13 protein-coding genes are annotated in these 15674 nt (G+C 43.8%); all 13 read left to right on the plus strand.

The genetic code is table 11. The annotated features are described in order from the left end of the window. The 13 genes from BM528_RS04700 (at window position 1) to BM528_RS04765 (ending at window position 15450) form a co-directional block, all read left to right on the plus strand. Window positions 1–1890, plus strand: coding sequence for a protein kinase domain-containing protein (locus BM528_RS04700; RefSeq protein ID WP_071978888.1), 1890 nt, complete (start codon window positions 1–3; stop codon window positions 1888–1890). Then, entirely contained in the window at window positions 1877–2737 is an 861-nt protein-coding gene (gene tesB, locus BM528_RS04705) for an acyl-CoA thioesterase II (RefSeq protein WP_071978889.1), read from the plus strand. Before BM528_RS04700 ends, tesB begins: the two co-directional genes overlap by 14 nt. Window positions 2738–2785: 48 nt before the next feature. Then, a complete protein-coding gene (locus BM528_RS04710) occupies window positions 2786–3310 on the plus strand; it encodes a gamma carbonic anhydrase family protein (protein ID WP_071978890.1) in 525 nt (174 codons plus the stop codon). 817 nt (window positions 3311–4127) lie between these two features. Beyond that, entirely contained in the window at window positions 4128–5207 is a 1080-nt protein-coding gene (locus BM528_RS04720; RefSeq protein WP_071981163.1) for a pyridoxal-phosphate-dependent aminotransferase family protein, read from the plus strand. A 220-nt stretch (window positions 5208–5427) separates the two neighbouring features. Next, a complete protein-coding gene (locus BM528_RS04725) occupies window positions 5428–6153 on the plus strand; it encodes an SIMPL domain-containing protein (protein ID WP_071978891.1) in 726 nt (241 codons plus the stop codon). A 12-nt stretch (window positions 6154–6165) separates the two neighbouring features. Next, a complete protein-coding gene (locus BM528_RS04730) occupies window positions 6166–6624 on the plus strand; it encodes a GAF domain-containing protein (protein WP_071978892.1) in 459 nt (152 codons plus the stop codon). Next, window positions 6621–6911 (plus strand): hypothetical protein, encoded by a 291-nt coding sequence (locus BM528_RS04735; RefSeq protein WP_071978893.1) that lies wholly within the window; start codon window positions 6621–6623, stop codon window positions 6909–6911. Before BM528_RS04730 ends, BM528_RS04735 begins: the two co-directional genes overlap by 4 nt. 16 nt (window positions 6912–6927) lie before the next feature. Beyond that, the gene (gene proQ / locus BM528_RS04740; RefSeq protein ID WP_071978894.1) at window positions 6928–7596 is read left to right on the plus strand and encodes an RNA chaperone ProQ; all 669 of its coding nucleotides are present in this window, start codon (window positions 6928–6930) and stop codon (window positions 7594–7596) included. A gap of 2 nt (window positions 7597–7598) precedes the next feature. Continuing rightward, the gene (gene prc, locus BM528_RS04745) at window positions 7599–9641 is read left to right on the plus strand and encodes a carboxy terminal-processing peptidase (protein ID WP_071978895.1); all 2043 of its coding nucleotides are present in this window, start codon (window positions 7599–7601) and stop codon (window positions 9639–9641) included. An 83-nt stretch (window positions 9642–9724) separates the two neighbouring features. Beyond that, a complete protein-coding gene (locus BM528_RS04750; RefSeq protein WP_071978896.1) occupies window positions 9725–11059 on the plus strand; it encodes a sodium-dependent transporter in 1335 nt (444 codons plus the stop codon). A 42-nt stretch (window positions 11060–11101) separates the two neighbouring features. Beyond that, window positions 11102–12577 (plus strand): Na+/H+ antiporter NhaC, encoded by a 1476-nt coding sequence (nhaC, locus tag BM528_RS04755; RefSeq protein WP_071978897.1) that lies wholly within the window; start codon window positions 11102–11104, stop codon window positions 12575–12577. A gap of 31 nt (window positions 12578–12608) precedes the next feature. Continuing rightward, entirely contained in the window at window positions 12609–15221 is a 2613-nt protein-coding gene (pepN, locus tag BM528_RS04760; RefSeq protein ID WP_071978898.1) for an aminopeptidase N, read from the plus strand. Then, the gene (locus tag BM528_RS04765; protein WP_071978899.1) at window positions 15208–15450 is read left to right on the plus strand and encodes a DUF2835 family protein; all 243 of its coding nucleotides are present in this window, start codon (window positions 15208–15210) and stop codon (window positions 15448–15450) included. The genes pepN and BM528_RS04765 overlap by 14 nt, the downstream gene beginning before the upstream one ends. Window positions 15451–15674: the final 224 nt, after the last annotated feature.

Raw genomic sequence — 15674 nt, forward strand, 5'->3', positions numbered from 1 at the left:
ATGTCGCAACTCAAGGGACTCAAACACTTTTACATACCTGATGAACAATCTATTTATTTGCTTTCTCACGCAGACGCGAAAAAGCTAAAAGATTGGGTTAGCCTTTGTATTGCTGAGCTGAAAAGCCTTGGATATATAAATATTGAGTTGTTAGGCAAGGGGGCTTTTGGGTTTGCTTTTTCTGGCGAGTCTCCTTCTGGCGTGCTTGCTAATGGCGCGCTTTCTAATGGAGAAAAACGCGTATTTAAATTTTCCCGAATTACGTTACCACAGCACATACGAGAACGGCTTGAGGAAGAAGGCTTTATGCTGTCTCATGTCGATCACAAGTACGTTCCTCGTTTTATTGAGTACCAGCAAATAAGAAAGCAGTCCATACTTGTCATGGCACAAGCGCCGGGGGAAGACTTAGAAAAAGTAAGTCTTCACGTGGGGCCATTATCACCGCGAGTCATCGTCAAAATAGCCGTTCAAGTAGGGGAAATACTGGTCTACCTGCGGCAATATATGGCAAAAGGAATGGACAAGCCCATAGTACATGGGGACATAAAGCCATCTAATCTGGTATGGGACGGCGAAAATGAAAGTATTGGTTTGATAGATTGGGGGTCTTCCGTATTTGCACAAACAGATGCCTCTGGGCAATTCGTTACCAACAATGTAATGGATTTAATGTCGGGCGAGCTGCAGCAAACAAATGCTAGGCTTGGCGATGTGTATTTTATTGGTGAAGAACAGTTAAATGGTGCGCTTTCTAGCCCCCGTTTTGATGAACAGGGCTTAGCAAGTACCCTTTATGCACTGGCCTCTGGGCAGTCATGTCGATACGGCAGCAAAGTTATTACTCCCTCGTCTTTAGGCTTGCCGAAAATGCTCGCAGACATTTTAACCTACATGCTCGATGACGACGCTACCAAACGCCGACAGGGAGGCGATTATTTTCTTAATCACCTACATGTTTTAAAAAACATGGTGTTTTCTGAAGATAAAGAGGCGGTGTATACACCGCTTATTCCAACATGGGTACATCAAACCGGGCAGGATATAGAAACGGTAGTGTATAGCTCAAGAAAGTCTTATCTGCGACAACAAGCCGCGCTTGAGAGCGAAGAGTTGCGCTATATCGATGATGCGCAGTTTGACCGGTACTACAAAAATTATCTTCAAGGTATGGGCGATACCGAAAAAGCCTTCGTTTCTGCAATAAGTCGCTTGGGTCGCTATCCAGTGGTTGGTGGAATGGCCGTGAGGTGGGAGCCTGAAGGTATTTATGTAGATTCAAGTCTTAACCTTCACGATCCTGGTTTAAAGTCTGCCTTCGAACAGGCGGTTAATAATGTAATTACCCTTGCTCGCGCCATACATAAGCCCGCTGTATTTAAATGTTGTATGTTCAATGCGAAAAACACGGTGCACATTGAGCGAGAAAGTGAGGATGAAGATTTCATACCATCAGAAGGTCTTGAAATTCCCTATGAGTTGTCTAAAACGTCCTTATCAAAAGACGATAGTCGCACACACTCTTATTTTGAAGATGGTGATGATCCAGACGAGCTACTAAAATTACCGGATACAATAATAGATACGATAAAAGCGCTTAACGCCATCCATCATACGGGGTGTATTATTTTCGAGTCATTAGCTACCCATCTAAAAATTCACAATTATTATACCTTGCTCGATCACAGCCAAGAGGCGTCATTCAGAGCGCTTCTTAATGATTTGGTTAAGCAGATACCGCTTATAAAAGGGTTAGGTATTTCAGGGTTTATGAAGTTACCCTATAAAGACACTCGCTTTTTTGAGCATAAGGCAACACTGCCAGAAAAGTACTACCCAAGAAATCCCAAAGCAATGAAACAAGAGAACGCACAACATGTCGGATATTAAACTATCTTCGCTATTTGAGTTAGAAACCATAGAAGCAGGCCTTTATCGAGGTGAGAGCTGGGATTTGGGTTTTCGGGCATTATTTGGCGGACAAGTTCTTGGACAGGCGCTAGCCGCTGCTTACGAGACCGTTGACGAAGAAAGAGTGGCCCACTCATTTCACACCTACTTTTTATTGCCAGGAGACGCACAAAAACCTGTGGTTTATGACGTCGAAATTGTTCGAGATGGCCGTAGTTTCTCTGCTCGCCGAGTTAAAGCAATTCAAGACGGTAGAAACATTTTCTATATGACAGCATCTTTTCAGGTACCTCAAGAGGGTATGCACCATCAGCAACCAACAATGCCAGATGTTCCTCCGCCAGAGGAGGTTCAGTCTGACATCGATTTCTATCAAGAGAATTTCAATAAAATCGCTCGCCCAATGAGAGAGGCTTTGAGCTACCACAAGCCAGTTGATATTCGCACGGTTAATGCGGCCAACTCTTATCAACCTGTTAAACACGAGCCAACGCGCTATATATGGATGAAGGCGAGAGATACGCTCAGTGGGTCTTTATCTGTTCATCAAGCGGCGCTGGCTTACGCGTCAGACTACCACTTTTTAAGCACCTCTTTGCAACCTCATGGCGTCGCGGTTACTGATAAGTCTTTACGAATGGCCACTATTGATCACGCTATGTGGTTTCACCGCCCTGTTAACTTAAATGAATGGTTGCTATACGCGATGGAAAGTCCGTTCAGTGGCGGTGCTCGAGGTTTGGTACAAGGGCAGATCTTTACGCAGCAAGGCGAACTCGTGGCATCGACCACACAAGAAGGTCTTATGCGTCAGGTTGATTCATAAAATTGACCGATAATTTCAAAATAGTTATGGGCAAAAAAGGAAGATGATATGCAATATTCACTGGGCAATTTAACCCCTAAAATCGATAAAAGCGCCTATATTGCACCAGGTGCTCATGTTATTGGAAACGTCGATTTGCGTGAAGGCAGCAGCGTTTGGTTCAATGCTGTTATACGCGGCGATATGGACCTTATTACTGTAGGTGAAAAAAGTAATGTTCAAGACGGCAGCGTATTACATACTGACGCTGGTGTACCTTTAACCCTTGGTACGGGGGTGACAGTGGGGCATAAAGTAATGCTACACGGTTGCACTATTGGCGATTATTCGCTTATTGGCATAAATGCAGTGGTGCTCAATGGCGCAAATATAGGAAAGTATTGTATCGTTGGCGCAAACGCCTTAATTACAGAAAATATGGATATTCCTGACTTTAGTTTAGTCGTCGGCTCCCCGGGAAAAGTCATTAAAACCTTGGATGAAAGTGTTAAACCTAAGTTAGAAGCCTCGGCTGCACACTATAAGGATAACGCTCAACATTACGCACATTCGCTAAAGGCGACTGATGTATAGGTAGATATTATGTGTTGTGCATATCGAGTAGGGTGAGGCTTGCGCCTCATCCCTCTCACAGAACCGTACGTACGGGCCTCGTATACGGCTCCTGCATACTTCATATCACTTGCTAAACCTCTAACTTCCTATGGCTTCCTTCAGACCCTGCCGTTGGCCAACAACGCCCTTGCCATTCGGATTATCTTCCCCTCAGTCAGGGTGATTCAGGTTTCATTCAACCTGACGGGTTTGCCAGCTTCGCTGGGCAAACAAAAAACGCCCAGAACAACCGTTCTGGGCCTAGGGAAATGGCCCATTGCTGAGCCGTGCGCTAACTTTTAAAGGGAGAGATTTAACGTAAATCTTGCACGAATCTCAATTATAGATGATGTTTGCTCATTTTATAAACAAAATAGGTGTTAATTTTTTATTACAGGCTCAAAATTATAAATAACTGGATTAAAATCAATTGGTTAATGTTTATAAAAACTCTGGTCTAACCACATAACCTCACTCTATTCCGTTTCTATCGATAGCTAGAATATACACATACTAGAGAATCTGGCTTACTCAATCCCTCAACGGGCAGATTATAAACTTCATCAACCATTAAGGATTGTCACTAAAAGTCGCACCGCAAAATATGAGTTCAACGCCTAAGACGAAGACTAATGTGCAGCAGACTTACCATTCATATAAATTATGTTGACTACAGATGGTTGTACCAGAGAGCTATCCTAGTAGTATGTCTGCATGATTAAGCATTCTAAAAGTTAGAGAATTGAGCATGCCACTACCGTCAAACGCCACATTTTTACCACCTGAACGCACACTTATGGGGCCGGGTCCATCAGATGTAAGCCCTCGTATCCTCAATGCGATGGCACGTCCAACAATTGGGCACCTAGACCCTCTGTTTATTCAACTGATGGACGAAACAAAAAATCTTCTTCAGTACGCATTTCAAACTGAAAACCCGCTCACTATGCCAATATCTGCACCGGGTTCTGCTGGGATGGAAGCCTGTTTTGTGAATCTTATCGAACCGGGCGATAAAGTGATTGTGTGTATAAATGGTGTTTTCGGTATGCGCATGGTCGAAAACGTCGAAAGATGCGGCGGCGAGGCCGTCACTATTAACAACGCCTGGGGAGAGCAAACCGATCTAAACGCGGTTGAAGACGCGCTTAACGCCAACCCAGACGCCAAAATACTAGCGTTTGTTCACGCAGAAACTTCAACGGGTGTACGTAACGAAGCAAAGTTATTGTGCGAGCTTGCTCAAAAACACAATTGCCTTACGATTGTTGACTCGGTCACCTCATTAGGCGGCATAGAGCTCGACGTTGACGGGTGGGGGATTGATGCTATTTATTCAGGGTCACAAAAATGTCTAAGTTGTGTTCCTGGAATCGCTCCGGTGTCATTTAGTGAAAAAGCCGTATCAGTAATTCAAAACAGGAAAACCAAGGTACAAAGCTGGTTCTTAGATATGAATCTTATTGTGGGTTATTGGGGCAAAGGTGCAAAGCGTGCTTATCATCACACCGCACCAGTAAACAGTATGTATGCCATGTATGAATCTTTGCTAATGCTAAAAGAAGAGGGCTTAGAGAATGCGTGGAAAAGACATGCTTCGGGTCATGACAGGTTAGCCCAAGGGCTAAATGAAATAGGTTTAGAGCTTACTGTAGACAGCCGTTTCAGGTTACCTCAGCTCAACGTGGTTCGTATCCCTGAGGGAGTGGATGATGCCAAAGTACGAAGTCACCTTCTCAACGAATTCAATTTAGAGATTGGCGCAGGTTTGGGGGAGCACGCTGGAAAAGTATGGCGAATCGGATTAATGGGTTATGCCTGCAAACAGCGTAATATAGACCATTGCATAGCATCGTTGAAAAGCGTGCTAAATTAACCCCAATCCTGTTTAAATTAGTGCTTGTTACAAGTAATCCTTCATTCTAATGAAGTGTAAGGTGAGCGTTGCTGCTCACCTTTTTTCATTTTCAAACGGGTAAACTGCTTCATCATTCACTCCATGTTCATTTATATTAGAATATAGTCTTCGGTGCACAAAAACGTTAATAGGCCGCGTTGCGGCATTGTGGATAACAAAAAATAGTTAAGGACGCCCCATGAAAAATAAATATGCAGTAACATCGTTAATTCTGTTTTCTTTTCTTACTAGTTTCGTTTCAACTTCTCTGTGGGCGCATTCTGAAGGTGTGAACTCAAAAGAAGTGTTGCCGGCGGCAACAGTGAGTGTGCAAGGTGTTGGCTCTATTGATGTTGTTCCTAATGCATTTTCGGTTACCTTTGTTATAGAGGCACAAGGTAAGACGGTTAGCCCATTAAGTCAGTCGCTGGCGAGTGATTTAAAGGCCATCGTTAAATTTTTACTGAAAGAGGGTATAGAAGAACGTTATATTCAAAGCATGGAAGTGCGTTTAACGCCCCGTTATGTGAATACGCCACAAGGAAGAAATCAAGATGGGTTTACTCTTTCAAGAGAAATTTCTATTACTTCAACCAACCTAGATAATTATGACCGAGTGTTAGATGGCGTGCTTAAACGGGGAGTTGATCGTATTCAGCAGTTTAACTTTATAACTCTCGGTGAAACGTCGTTCTATCAAAAAGCGCTAATCGCTGCAGTAGGTGATGCAAAGAATAGAGCACAGCTTTTAGCGAAAGAATTAGGCGTTGAAGTAGGTGAAGTGGTTGCAATATCTGAATCTGGTGGCAATATGCCGATTCCAGTCATGCGTGCCGATACATTTGCAAAGGAAATGTCAGTATCTTTGCCAGGTCAGAGTAATGTTGAAGCACGAGTGAATGTCACATTTAAAATTAAACAATAACAGGGTTACCGTTTGAAACAAGATTACAGCCAGCTTATAAGCCAAGCAAAAAGCTTAGTATCGGGCGAGCACGATTTAATTGCCAATATGGCAAACCTGAGCGCATTATTGTTCAATGGCTTAGAGAATGTGAACTGGGCGGGCTTTTATCTATACAAAGAGGGAGAGCTTGTCCTTGGGCCATTTCAAGGGCAGCCGGCGTGCATACGCATTCCAATGGGGCGGGGAGTGTGTGGCACCAGTGCCTCAACACAAACTGTTCAACGCATAGATGATGTTCACGCATTTGATGGTCACATTGCATGTGATGCTGCGTCAAACTCCGAAATAGTTGTGCCGCTCATCGTCAATGAAAACCTTATAGGCGTTCTCGATATTGACAGCCCAAGCCACGGTCGTTTCTCGCAAGAAGATGAAAACGGTTTGGTAGAAATAGCGCAAATACTTGTCCAATCTCAACAGCCATCATGAAAATAAGCGTCGATATTCATGTAGTATTGTCTACCTATGAAGATATGGAAGACGTTCACGATGACCCAGATGAGGCGTCGGAACGTTTAAACTTTATTCTTCATGCAATATATGATGCCGCAGAAGAAGATATAGAAACACAGCGTTTAGAGCAAATTTTGCACTACGCTTGGGAGTCTTGGCAACAAGATGCACATTTATTAGAAATTGATGACGACGAATTGCTCGATTGGGTTGACCACACGCTGGCAACTTGGGATGATGCAAATAACGAAGAAATCTCCTGAATAATTTAGAAAGTTAATGGAATCAACAGAGAAGTTTACTACAAGTAAGGAAGTTATTGCTTTCCTTGCAGAGACCTTCCCAAAGTGTTTTAGCACTGAAGGAGAGGCCCTTCCACTTAAGATCGGTATTTTCCAAGATCTTGCTCAGCGGTTAGACGATGATGAACGGGTTAGCAAAACGCTATTACGCTCTACGCTTCGTCACTACACAAACAGCTGGCGGTACCTGTACAGCATTAAAGAAGGTGCCCATCGCGTCGACTTAGATGGTGTTGAAGGTGACGCGATTGAAAAAGAGCATTCGGATCACGCGCAAAAACAACTTGAAGAGAGTAAGGCGAAGGCAGCTGAAAAACGCAAGGCCAAAATGGCTCAGCAACCTAAGCGTTCAGAAAAGCGTCAGTTTAATCGTCCAAAGGGCGAAAAGCCGGCCAATTCTGCTCAACCTGAGAGTAAGCGCGGAACTAAACCGAAGAATAATAGACCAACTACAACACCCCCTGCCAAATTGACAGACGGTGACATGAAGCAAGGTACTCGCGTAACGGTAAAGCTGGGTAAAGAACCCATGCCGGCAGTGATTACCGAAATTGCTAAAGATGGCATCCATGTTCAGCTCGATACCGGTATGGTGGTAAAAGTAAAAGCAGACGCTTTACGTTTGGCACGTTCCAAGAGGTCGTAAATATGAAAGATATCCTTCGAATTTCTATTGCTAGCGCATTCCTTACCGTTGGTGTAGGTGCTGGTGCTGTAACATCAACGCCTGACGTTGATGAGCTACCAATACTCCAACAAGAATCTCAGCACAGTGTTGCAGCAAAACGAGTGAGCGCGTTATTCACACGTGCACACTATAAAGAAATATCGTTGGATAATCTTCTTTCGGCAAGAGTATATCAAAGGTTCATAGAATCCCTTGACCATAACAAACAAGTGCTTTTACTTGAAGATGTGGTGAGTTTCGAAAAGTATCGCGATTTGTTCGACGATGCGTTGAGCAAGGGCAATCTGTCTATTGCATACGATATGTACAACGTATCTGCGCAGCGAAGGGTTGAACGCTACGAATATGCTCTAGCCCTATTAGAAAAGGGACCTTTCGACTTTGCGAAAGAGAACGATAAGTTCTATTACGACAGAGAAGATGCTGACTGGGCAAAAGATACTGCAGAGCTTGACGAAATATGGCGTCAGCGAGTTAAATACGACGCGCTCAACCTTATTCTAGCTGACAAAACCTGGGAAGAAGCGAAAGAGCTTCTTACCAAGCGCTATACTCGTGCAATTAAACGCACGAAACAGGCAAAAAGCGAAGATGTTTTTCAAACTGCTATGAACGCGTTTGCAAGAACTATTGAAGCGCATACCAGTTACTTGTCCCCCAGAAATGCTGATCGTTTTCAAATGGAGATGAACCTTTCCTTTGAGGGAATTGGTGCAGTACTGCAAAGCGAAGACGACTATACCATTATCAAAAGCGTTGTGCCTGGTGGTCCAGCTGATCAATCAGGTGCTATTAAGCCTGAAGATAAAATTGTTGGTGTAGCGCAAGACGACGAGGAATTTGTTGATGTTATCGGCTGGAGACTTGATGAAGTTGTTGAACTCATTAAGGGGCCAAAGGGTAGCACAGTTCGCCTGCAAGTTGAAAAAGGCGCAACAGAATCTAAATCAACGTCGGTGGTTAAGTTAACTCGCGATAAAATCAAACTTGAAGACAGAGCTGCGAAATCAGAAGTTTATGTTCCTGATGAAGGGCCACATGCTGGTCAGTCGTTAGGTGTGATAACTATCCCAAGCTTTTACAACAATTTAAGTGCAGACGTAGCCAAAGAAATTGACTCTCTTAAATCTCAAGATGTGAAGGGCATTATTGTTGATTTACGAGGTAATGGTGGCGGTTCATTAACTGAGGCCACATTACTTTCTGGGCTGTTCATTGAGAAAGGCCCGGTAGTACAAATTCGCTACGGGCAGTCGAAAGTGAGTGTTAATCGCGATACTGATGGTGAGGTTGCGTATAACGGGCCGCTTACTGTGTTGGTAGACCGTTACAGTGCTTCAGCATCCGAAATATTTGCAGCGGCAATGCAAGATTACAATCGTGCGCTTATTGTTGGAGAGCAAACCTTTGGTAAGGGAACGGTTCAGCAGCATCGCGGCTTAGGAAAAATTTACGACCTATACGACAATCCGCTAGGTAGTGTTCAGTTTACCATCGCGAAGTTTTATCGCATAGACGGTGGAAGTACCCAACACAAGGGAGTTATTCCAGACATCTTATATCCATCGGCAATTGAACCGGCTGAGTGGGGTGAAAGTCAAGCTGATAACGCACTACCTTGGGACAGTATTAATCGAGCCAATTACACAACTTTTGCGGATGATAGATCGGCACTAGATGTGTTAACGGCAAAACATAATAAACGAATTATGCAAAATCCTGAGTTTTCGTATATCGACGAGGATATTCAGGAGTACAAAGAGAATAAAGATAAAAACTTTATATCATTGGTGAAGGCAGAGCGAGAAGCGAAGAAAAAAGAGGGCGAGGCAAAATCCTTAGCCCGCGCTAACGAACGTCTCCAAAGAATGGGGTTAGAGCCAGTCGCTACGCTTGATGACCTTCCAGAAGATATGGAAGAGTTAGACCCGTTCTTAGATGAGGCAGCTAACATCACCTTTGATATGATTGAGACAGGTCGATACGCTATAACAACAAATTAAGCGCTATCGAAAAAGGGCTGGTCTAGGGCCAGCCCTTTTTTTGTGTCTATATAAATATTACAACAATAATAAAGGCAAATAATATGGCGATACGAGGCGAGTTTTCTTCTCGAATAGGTTTCGTGCTAGCAGCAGCAGGCTCAGCAGTGGGTCTGGGAAATATTTGGGGGTTCCCAACAAAAGTAGCGAGTAACGGCGGCGCAGCTTTTGTATTGGTTTACTTACTGCTTGCGTTTGTACTTGCTTATCCAGTGTTGATGGCAGAGTTAATTATTGGAAGAAGCTCGCGTTCAAATATGGTTGATGCACTGGGAAAAATATCTGGAAACTTTGTCGGTAGAGCCACAGGGATATGGGGTTGTGTCACCGTTTCTCTTATTTTAGCTTTTTATGCCATCGTTGGTGGCTGGATGTTGGTCTACTTTGCCGATTCTGCAGTGCGCCTTGTAGGAATGCAGTCTGCGAGCGACTGGCTACTTACCTCATCGGTTACGCGTAACGTAATATTCTGTGCTTTGTTCATGATGTTGACCGCGTTTATCGTGGTTGGTGGGGTAAAGTCAGGAATAGAGAAATGGTCGGTAAGGTTAATGCCGACTTTGGTGATTCTCATTTTAGCGCTGATCGTTTACGTGAGCATGCAACCGGGTGCTGTAGAAGGCTGGAGTGCATATTTAGTTCCAGACTTTTCTCGAGTGCTCGACCCAGAGCTGCTTATCAATGCCATGGGGCAGGCATTCTTTTCGATGTCACTGGGTGTAGGTACTATGTTGGTTTATGGTTCTTATCTCAGTAAAAATGAAAATTTGCCAACAATAGGAGCTTCGGTAGCTTTAGTTGATATTGGCGTTGCCGTTATTGCAGGCATGCTAATCATACCCGCTATGTATGTAGCGCTGAATAACGGCGTAGAAATATTCACCGATCATGGTGCGTTAATACAAGGTGACACGCTGATTTTTAAGGTGTTGCCTGCGCTTTTCGATACTATAGGCTCTGTCGGCATTTTTGTTTCGTTTACCTTTTTTGCTTTAATGGCCATTGCTGCCGTGACATCATCAATATCTATGTTAGAGGTGCCCGTGGCGTTCATGGTTGAGAGTAAAGGTATGAAACGTCACAAGGCCGTGATATTTATCGCAGCGGTTATCTTTATTCTAAGCTGTATTGTTATTTTCAATTTCGAATTGCTATTCGGTTTTGTTATTGCGCTTACCACAGAATACAGCCAACCTCTTCTTGGCCTTGCCCTGTGTATATTCGCGGGTTGGGTGTGGCGAAGAGATGCAATACTGGCAGAGCTTAAACAAGGAAATGAAAACGTAGAACACGGCCTATTTTGGAAAATTTGGCCTTGGTATGTGCGCTTTGTGTGTCCGGTTATTATCGCGCTGATGTTTTATCGTTCTGTTTTTTAAGACACTCGACGTTTTCAATTAAGGTTTATTAAAACAATAACAATGACAAATAAAGAATTAAAAACTCCTTCACTTCTAGACGCTTTTATTCCAATTGTGGCGCTTGTTCTGATGATGGGCACTGCCGTTTATCTTTTTGAAGACAACTCGTCTTATGGTCCAAACCAAATAGCTTTATTACTAGCAATGGGAATGGCCGCCATCATTGGGATGAAGAACGGTTACAGTTGGAAAACCATAGAAAAAGGCATCGTTGACGGCATTTCAATGTCCCTGGGGGCTTGCCTGATATTGCTTGCTGTTGGTTCTCTTATTGGAACATGGATGCTAGCGGGTACCGTGCCTACGCTTATTTATTATGGTCTCGAACTATTAAACCCATCGTTTTTCTATGCCGCAACCTGCCTAATATGTGCAGTGGTCGCTATGAGTATTGGAAGCTCGTGGACAACAGCAGCTACCGTAGGTGTCGCGCTTATGGGTGTGTCGGCAGGCATGGAAATGTCGGCCGCAATTACCGCGGGGGCGGTGGTGTCGGGCGCGTATTTTGGAGATAAAATATCACCTTTATCTGAAACCACAAACCTTGCACCTGCTGTTGCGGGTACTGACTTATTCGATCACATTCGCTATATGCTGTGGACGACAATTCCTAGCTTTGTTATTGCACTCATCCTGTTTACCGTTATCGGCTTTAGCGAGGTGGGTGAAGCGAAAGCAGACAGAATCGAGCAGATGCAGCTTTTACTTAATGAGTCTTTCAACCTTGGCTGGCATTTGCTAGTCCCGCTTGTTGTTCTGCTTACGCTCGCGATTAAAAAGATGCCTGCGTTTCCTGCGGTTTTTATTGGCGCACTGTTGGGCGGTGTTTGGGCCGTTGTATTTCAATGGGATGTAGTAGCAGAAATGGCCAGTACAGACGATAGCGCCAGCATTGGTGCGCTAAAGGTAGTGTGGACAGCACTGTTTGATGGTGTCAGCTTTTCTACGCCAGATGAAAACCTAAATAGCTTACTTTCTCGCGGCGGCATGTCTTCAATGCTTAATACTATTTGGCTTATTATCTGTGCCATGTCGTTTGGTGCCGTGCTCGAACGCGTGGGCTTACTTAAACGCGCTGTCGCCACTATCTTATTGGGCGCTAAGTCTGCTGGCGATATGGTCAGTCGTACCATATTAACCTGTTTTGCCACCAACTTAGTGACTGCAGACCAATACATATCGATTGTAATGCCTGGGCGCATGTACAAAGAAGAATTCAGCAAACGTGGTCTCGACCAATTAAACTTGTCCCGTAGCTTAGAAGATGGCGGAACGCTAACGTCTCCGCTGATCCCGTGGAATACCTGCGGTGCTTATATGCACAGCGTACTACTGATAAATCCATTCGATTATATTTTTTATGCGTTTTTCAACGTTATTAACCCAATTCTTGCGATTGTTTACGCGTATTTAGGCATTAAGATATTACGTATCACGCCGCCAACATTTGAAACTAAAAGCGAAGGGTCTGTATAACATTCATATAGGCACTTCAAAAAGGGGTTCTATGTCAGTTCAAATTAAACGCCGGGCGGATTATAAGCCGCCCGCTTTTCTAATCAGTACCGTTGACTTGCACGTCACACTTCATCCAACAGACACTCGCGTAATCAGTACTCTGAAAGTAACAAGGCAGGGCAGTCACAATCAGCCGTTAGTGCTAGACGGCGATAATCTTCCTGTACATAAACTGCTTATCGACAACGCACCGCTTGCGGCGAAATCTGACGATAACGACGGCTATATCCTTACCGACTCATCGCTCTCTATTCCTGTCGATAAAAACGAGTTTACGCTTTACATAGAAACCAGCATTGCCCCTGATAACAACAAAGCCTTGGAAGGTTTGTATTTGTCAGGTGGGGCTTACTGTACTCAGTGTGAGGCAGAAGGTTTTAGGCGAATAACATTTTTCTTAGACCGTCCAGATGTTCTATCGGTATATACAGTAACGGTAGTTGGCGATGAAAAATACCCAATGCTGCTTTCAAACGGCAACCCTGTCGATAAGGGGCAGCTGAGTGATGGCAAACATTTTGTTAAATGGCACGACCCACATCCTAAGCCCTGCTATTTATTTGCACTTGTGGCAGGAGACTTTGACTTATTAACAGATAGCTATACCACCATAAGCGGTAAAGAGGTTGCGTTAGAGCTTTACGTTGATAAAGGTAAAAAGCATCAGGGCACGTTCGCGCTCGAGTCTTTAAAGCGGGCAATGAAGTGGGATGAAGATGTATTCGGCCTGGAATACGACCTTGATATTTACATGATTGTCGCTGTCGATTTCTTCAACATGGGCGCAATGGAAAATAAAGGGCTAAATGTTTTCAACAGTAAGTTTGTCTTAGCAGATCAAGATACCGCGACAGATGATGACTTTTTCAATGTAGAAGCCGTTATTGCCCACGAATATTTCCATAACTGGACTGGGAACCGAGTAACCTGCCGCGACTGGTTTCAATTGAGCTTAAAGGAAGGGCTAACGGTATTTCGCGACCAGCAGTTCAGCGCAGATATGACGTCAGAACTCAGTAACCGAATTAAGCATGTAAGAGTGATGCGCGAGCACCAGTTTGCGGAAGATGCAAGTGCAATGAGTCACCCAATTAGACCTGATGAAGTTATTGAAATGAATAACTTCTATACAGTAACGGTTTACGACAAAGGTGCAGAAGTTATTCGCATGTTCCACACCCTGTTGGGCGTTGATGGCTTTAGGCAGGGGATGGATGAGTACTTCAGGAGACATGATGGACAAGCTGTCACCTGCGATGACTTTGTTTCTGCTATGCAGTCTGCAACATCATTAGACTTAAGCCAGTTTTCACTATGGTACAGTCAATCGGGCACTCCCGTTATAAGTGTTCAACAACAAGAGCTCGAAAACGGGAAAGTACAGTTTACGCTATCGCAACGCACGCCTAAAACGTCTGATCAGCACGACAAACAGCCATTGTATATGCCGATTAATATTGAAATCATCGGCCAGGGCGGTGAACTGTATTCAGATAATGAGGGTGTAATAAACGACGGCATGGTGATATTAGACAAAGAATCTATGTCATTCACCGTGGATGCATCAGGTAACGTCCTTACTCCGGCGGTATTAGGGAACTTTTCTGCACCGGCCAAGGTCGATAACCCCTTGTCCACTGAGTCACTCCTGACCATATTTAAGCATGGGAAGGATGCCTTTAATCGCTGGGATGCAATGCAGTCTATCTATGATCGTTGTATTAGAGAGCTTGAGCAATCGCCCGAAGCCTCTATCGACGAAAATATTTGGGTTGGTATTCGCAGTGCAATCTTCAGAGAAATAGATAATGTAGAACTTCTTGGTGAATGTCTCGTTATTCCATCATTTGAAACACTCTGCCAATTGAGAACTTCTGTTGATGTGGCCGAATTAAGCAAAGCGCGAACTAAGTTTTGCCATCAATTTGCTCAACAATTAGAAGCAGCGCTTCTTGACGTTTTTAATAGTATTGAGAGCAAGCCGTATAGTTATGAACAAAGCGCGGTAAATCAGCGCCGCTGTAAAAATGTCGTGCTAGCGCATTTAGCTCGTTTGCCGCAACACGAACATCTTGTTATTGAGCAGTTTGAGGCTTCTGATAATATGACAGACACACTAGGCGCCCTTCGCAGTGCGCAGTTCTGCCGTAAAGAAGTGTTCGATTCATTAATGGCAAAATTTGAACAAAGGTACAACAAGGACCCGTTGGTTTTAGATAAATGGTTTGCGTTACATGCCACACAGCCAACAAAAGATATATTCGCTACTATTACCATGCTGTGTGAACACCCCCAGTTTACTATGAGTAACCCTAACCGAGTGCGCTCAGTCATCGGCAGTTTTGCTTTTTATAATAGTGAAATGTTTCATGCATTAGATGGCAGCGGATATAAGTTTGTTGCTGACTACTTACTTAAGTTAGATAAACTCAATCCGCAGGTAGCGGCAAGGATAGTTACGCCGTTAACTCAATGGCAAGGGTTTGCGTCTCAACATCAACGTTTAATGAAAGAGCAGTTAGGTCGACTACTCAACCATAAAGGGTTAAGTAAAGACGTGTTCGAAAAAGTGAGCAAGAGCCTTGCTTATGGCGCGGATTGAACAAACAGATAGTGTGTTTTATTTTTCGATAAGTGTGCCTTACACCCAGTGTGAGGCGCTCTATTCGCCATCAGTACCCAACGTAGTGATGGTTGCGGAATCTGGCGTGCGCGTGCAGGTGCCTACCGGTCGTTTACGCCAATTTATTACCTCTGATGGAGTAAAAGGGCGGTTTAGAATGATTGTGAATCAACAGAACAAAATCAAATCCTTCGAGCGCATCCGCTAGCACTACACTCAGTTTCTTTTTTTTAAAGTTTTTAAAACAGTAACTAGTGGGTGAAATTTACTCACTTTTTCATAATTTTTTGTGCAAGTGCATAAATGCCTTTTATACTCAGGATAAAGCAATAACTATTTGATACGATTAATGTTGTAAAAATTGTTAACTGGTAGGATTAGTTCTTGCGGTTCTGGTCAAATGATGTAATGATTTTGTTAATCGTTATGGTT

It is taken from the genome of Alteromonas sp. RW2A1, from assembly GCF_001886475.1.
Lineage (GTDB): Bacteria > Pseudomonadota > Gammaproteobacteria > Enterobacterales > Alteromonadaceae > Alteromonas > Alteromonas hispanica.

Coding starts and splice junctions, on each gene's coding strand:
- BM528_RS04700 (WP_071978888.1), top strand. CDS start 1: ATGTCGCAACTCAAGGGACTCAAACACTTTTACATACCTGATGAACAA.
- tesB (WP_071978889.1), top strand. CDS start 1,877: ATGTCGGATATTAAACTATCTTCGCTATTTGAGTTAGAAACCATAGAA.
- BM528_RS04710 (WP_071978890.1), top strand. CDS start 2,786: ATGCAATATTCACTGGGCAATTTAACCCCTAAAATCGATAAAAGCGCC.
- BM528_RS04720 (WP_071981163.1), top strand. CDS start 4,128: ATGGGGCCGGGTCCATCAGATGTAAGCCCTCGTATCCTCAATGCGATG.
- BM528_RS04725 (WP_071978891.1), top strand. CDS start 5,428: ATGAAAAATAAATATGCAGTAACATCGTTAATTCTGTTTTCTTTTCTT.
- BM528_RS04735 (WP_071978893.1), top strand. CDS start 6,621: ATGAAAATAAGCGTCGATATTCATGTAGTATTGTCTACCTATGAAGAT.
- proQ (WP_071978894.1), top strand. CDS start 6,928: ATGGAATCAACAGAGAAGTTTACTACAAGTAAGGAAGTTATTGCTTTC.
- prc (WP_071978895.1), top strand. CDS start 7,599: ATGAAAGATATCCTTCGAATTTCTATTGCTAGCGCATTCCTTACCGTT.
- BM528_RS04750 (WP_071978896.1), top strand. CDS start 9,725: ATGGCGATACGAGGCGAGTTTTCTTCTCGAATAGGTTTCGTGCTAGCA.
- nhaC (WP_071978897.1), top strand. CDS start 11,102: ATGACAAATAAAGAATTAAAAACTCCTTCACTTCTAGACGCTTTTATT.
- pepN (WP_071978898.1), top strand. CDS start 12,609: ATGTCAGTTCAAATTAAACGCCGGGCGGATTATAAGCCGCCCGCTTTT.
- BM528_RS04765 (WP_071978899.1), top strand. CDS start 15,208: ATGGCGCGGATTGAACAAACAGATAGTGTGTTTTATTTTTCGATAAGT.